The sequence below is a fragment of the Mesorhizobium sp. M4A.F.Ca.ET.020.02.1.1 genome, assembly GCF_004022645.1.
Lineage (GTDB): Bacteria > Pseudomonadota > Alphaproteobacteria > Rhizobiales > Rhizobiaceae > Mesorhizobium.
This window is the reverse complement of the sequence record NZ_RZOI01000708.1, coordinates 1-3,107: the sequence shown is the minus strand read 5'-3', so window position 1 is coordinate 3,107 and position 3,107 is coordinate 1. Positions and strand designations below refer to the sequence as shown.

The window sequence follows — 3,107 nt, the reverse complement described above, 5'->3', positions numbered from 1 at the left end:
CTCCAGGGGCCGCCGTCGGACGGCGCCCGGCGATGTTCGTTGAGTAGATAGTCGATCTGCTCCAGCCGCTCCTCGACGGCGATGTGCGCGAGATGCAGGGAGAACACCCGCACTGGACCGGCTGGCGTGCGGATCATGCATTCAAGCGCGGCGTTGCGCGTGTTGAGCGGGCGCACCGTGCGGCGCAGCGGCAGGGAGTGCAAGCGCGACCAGACGATCGGCAGCCTCGACAGCACCATGGTGCCGAACTGCCTGCGGCGGTTGACGACGCGGCCGTCGCGCCGCTCGCTGGCGTCCATGTCGAAGGCCGGCCCGTAAACCCAGTGGTAGTCAGGCAGCAGCTGCGACAGGATTTCCGGCTGGTCGTCCTCGTTTGTCCGCTGCCAGTGCCGCTCCACCTCCTGTAAGGCGATGATGTCGGCGCCTTTGACGACGCGCGCGGCGCGCGCGAGATCGTAGCGGCCGTCGCCGCCGAACCCGTACTGGATGTTGTAGCTGACGAGCTTCATTGGTTACCCGGCTCAGTTCCGGTGATGGCAGTAGCGTTTCACCGATAGCGTGGCAATGGACCGCAACAGCAACGGGGCTGGGCCAGAGGACCGTCTTCCTACGTCGTCAGCGGCTGGAACCGCCCCGCCGGCGACGCCGCCAGTTCCGACCAGTCGATCTCCTCCTCCAGCCGGTGATAGGCCTCGTCGCCGATCGTGCCGTTGCGGCGCAGTTCCTCCAGCGCGTCGCGCTGGCGCTTGATGGCATAGAGGCGCAGGCGATCGTATTCGGTCGCCGCCTGGGCGTCCTCAGGGTCCTCGGCGATCCGGCGCTGCGCCTCATACTGCTCGCGCACCACCGCCGCCGCCGCCGACGTCTTGTGGTTCAGGACGTCGAGCGCGGCCTGCATGACGGCAACGCGCGCCTCCGCCACCTCGCGGTCGATCGTCGTGTCCCGTTCGAAATTGAGTATCCGCAGCAGCGGCTTCAGACTCATGCCTTGCAGCACCAGCGTGCCGAGAACGACCGCGAAGGCGGCAAGCACGATGGGGTCACGGCCCGGGAAGCCGGCCGGCAGCGCAATCGCCACCACCAGCGTCACCAGTCCCCGCATGCCGCACCAGCCGACGAGCACGGCACCGCGGAACGTCGGTGCATCCCGCCTTTTGTCTTCGCTGTCGAAGCGGGCAAGCCATCGCATGACCGCAACGTAGCTCGCGACCCAGACGAGGCGAGCCACGATGACCACGGCCAGCACCGTCGCGGCGAAGAGAAACGCATCGCCTTGCCCGTCGCCGGAGAGCCGGCCGACGATCGAGCGTGCCTGCAGGCCCATCAGAACGAAAGCCAGCACATTGAGGACGAACACCGCCGACTCCCAGACCGAATAGGTGCTGACGCGCCTCCGCGCCGACATCAGGCGCGGCGCGGTGCGCGCGATGGTCATGGCATAGACGACGATGGTGATGATGGCCGACAGCCCGAGCCTGTCGGCAAGTATCCAGACACCGAATGTACCGGCGAACTGCACCACTGTGCTGCTTGCCGCATCCTCGATCCGCGTGAGCGTCAGCAGAGAGAAGCGGCCGAACAGATAGCCGGCGACAACGCTGCCGACCGTCGACAGCAGGATCACCGGCACCGCGTCCTTCAGCATGACCGAACCGATCGCGGCCGAAACCGCAATCCTGTAGATCAGCAGCGCTGTCGCATCGTTGAGCAGGCTCTCGCCCTGCAGGATGGCCATGATGCGGTGCGGCACCTTGAACTGGCCGAGCACGGCGCTCGCGGCCACGGCATCGGGCGGCGCGACGATGGCGCCGAGCGCGATCGCCGCCGCGATCGGCAGGCCGGCCATCTTCCAGCCGACGAAGGCAACGACCACGGTAGTGAAAACAACCGCGCCGAGCGCCAGCATCGCCAGCGACAGCCGGTAGCGCTTCAGGTCGCGCAGCGAGGTGTCATAGGCGGCATCGAGAAGCACCGGCGCTATGAACAGCGCAAGCGCCAGTTCCGGATCGATCTCGATCGTTGGCGCGCCGGGCACAAAGGCAATCCCAACCCCGGCCAGGGCCAGCAGCGAAGGATAAGGGACCTCCAGCCGCCGCGACAGCGCCGCCAGCGCGACGGCAATCAAAAGCAGGACAAGGGTGATCTCGAACAGGGCCATACCTCATCGTAGCGATGAAGCGCGACGGTTGGCAGTACCCCCGTGTCGGGATGCTGTTGATTGTCTGGCGCGTTAGCGATGAGGGTCGGATCGTCCCACGCTGATCACTATGGGAGGTGATGCACCGGCTCGAAATTGCGCTCCTGTCGCTTTGCTAGTGCAGCACCAGCATGTCGCCGGACGAAAACGAGATGTCCGCCTTCTCGCCAACTACGGGCGGCGGCGTCGTGGAGTTGTTGAACGTGTCGAGCGACACCGTGTTGCCGCCAATGCCGACGCGCACCCGGATGACCGAGCCGAGGAAGTGCACTTCGGCGATCTCGCCGGAAAGGCTGGTGTCATGGCCGGGTTGCCGCCCCAGCGAAATCGCCTCGGGCCTGAGCGCCAGCGACAGCGTGTCGCCGGATTTCGAACCGTTGAGCTTGCCCTTGAGCGAGACTTCCTGCGTGTTGACCTGCACTTTGCCAGATGCCGGGTCGGTGACCTTGCCTTCCAGCACGTTGAGTGTGCCGACGAAATTGGCGACGAACTTGGTCGCCGGCCGGTTGTAGATCTCGAACGGCGTGCCGACTTGCTCGGCCTTGCCGCCATACATGACCGCGATGCGGTCGGAGATCGACAGCGCTTCTTCCTGGTCGTGGGTGACGAAGATGGTGGTGATGCCGAGCTTCTTCTGGATCGAGCGGATCTCCTCGCGCAGCGACACGCGCACCTTTGCATCGAGCGCCGACAGCGGCTCGTCGAGCAGCAAGAGCTTCGGCTTCGGCGCGATCGCGCGCGCCAGCGCGATGCGCTGCTGCTGGCCACCCGAAAGCTGGTAGGGATAGCGGTCGGCCATCTGCGGCAGCTTTATGATGTCGAGCATCTCGGCGACGCGGGAATCGATGGCGGCCTTCTGCATCCCCGCCACCTTCAGCCCGAAGCCGATATTCTGCGCCACCGTCAGGTT

Annotated in this window: 3 protein-coding genes; all 3 read right to left on the bottom strand. The window is 65.8% G+C overall.

Features of this window, described 5'->3' with window-relative positions; genetic code table 11:
- The coding region (locus EN742_RS29735) for an endonuclease/exonuclease/phosphatase family protein (RefSeq protein WP_245492426.1) at nucleotides 1-509 on the bottom strand (509 nt) is incomplete at its 3' end.
- 98 nt (nucleotides 510-607) lie between these two features.
- Nucleotides 608-2,158 carry a sodium:proton antiporter gene (locus EN742_RS29730; protein ID WP_127422882.1) on the bottom strand — a complete coding sequence of 517 codons (1,551 nt, stop codon included), beginning with the start codon at nucleotides 2,156-2,158 and terminating at the stop codon, nucleotides 608-610.
- Nucleotides 2,159-2,312: 154 nt separating this feature from the next.
- On the bottom strand, nucleotides 2,313-3,107 hold a 795-nt coding region (locus EN742_RS29725; protein ID WP_148670348.1), incomplete at its 5' end, for an ABC transporter ATP-binding protein.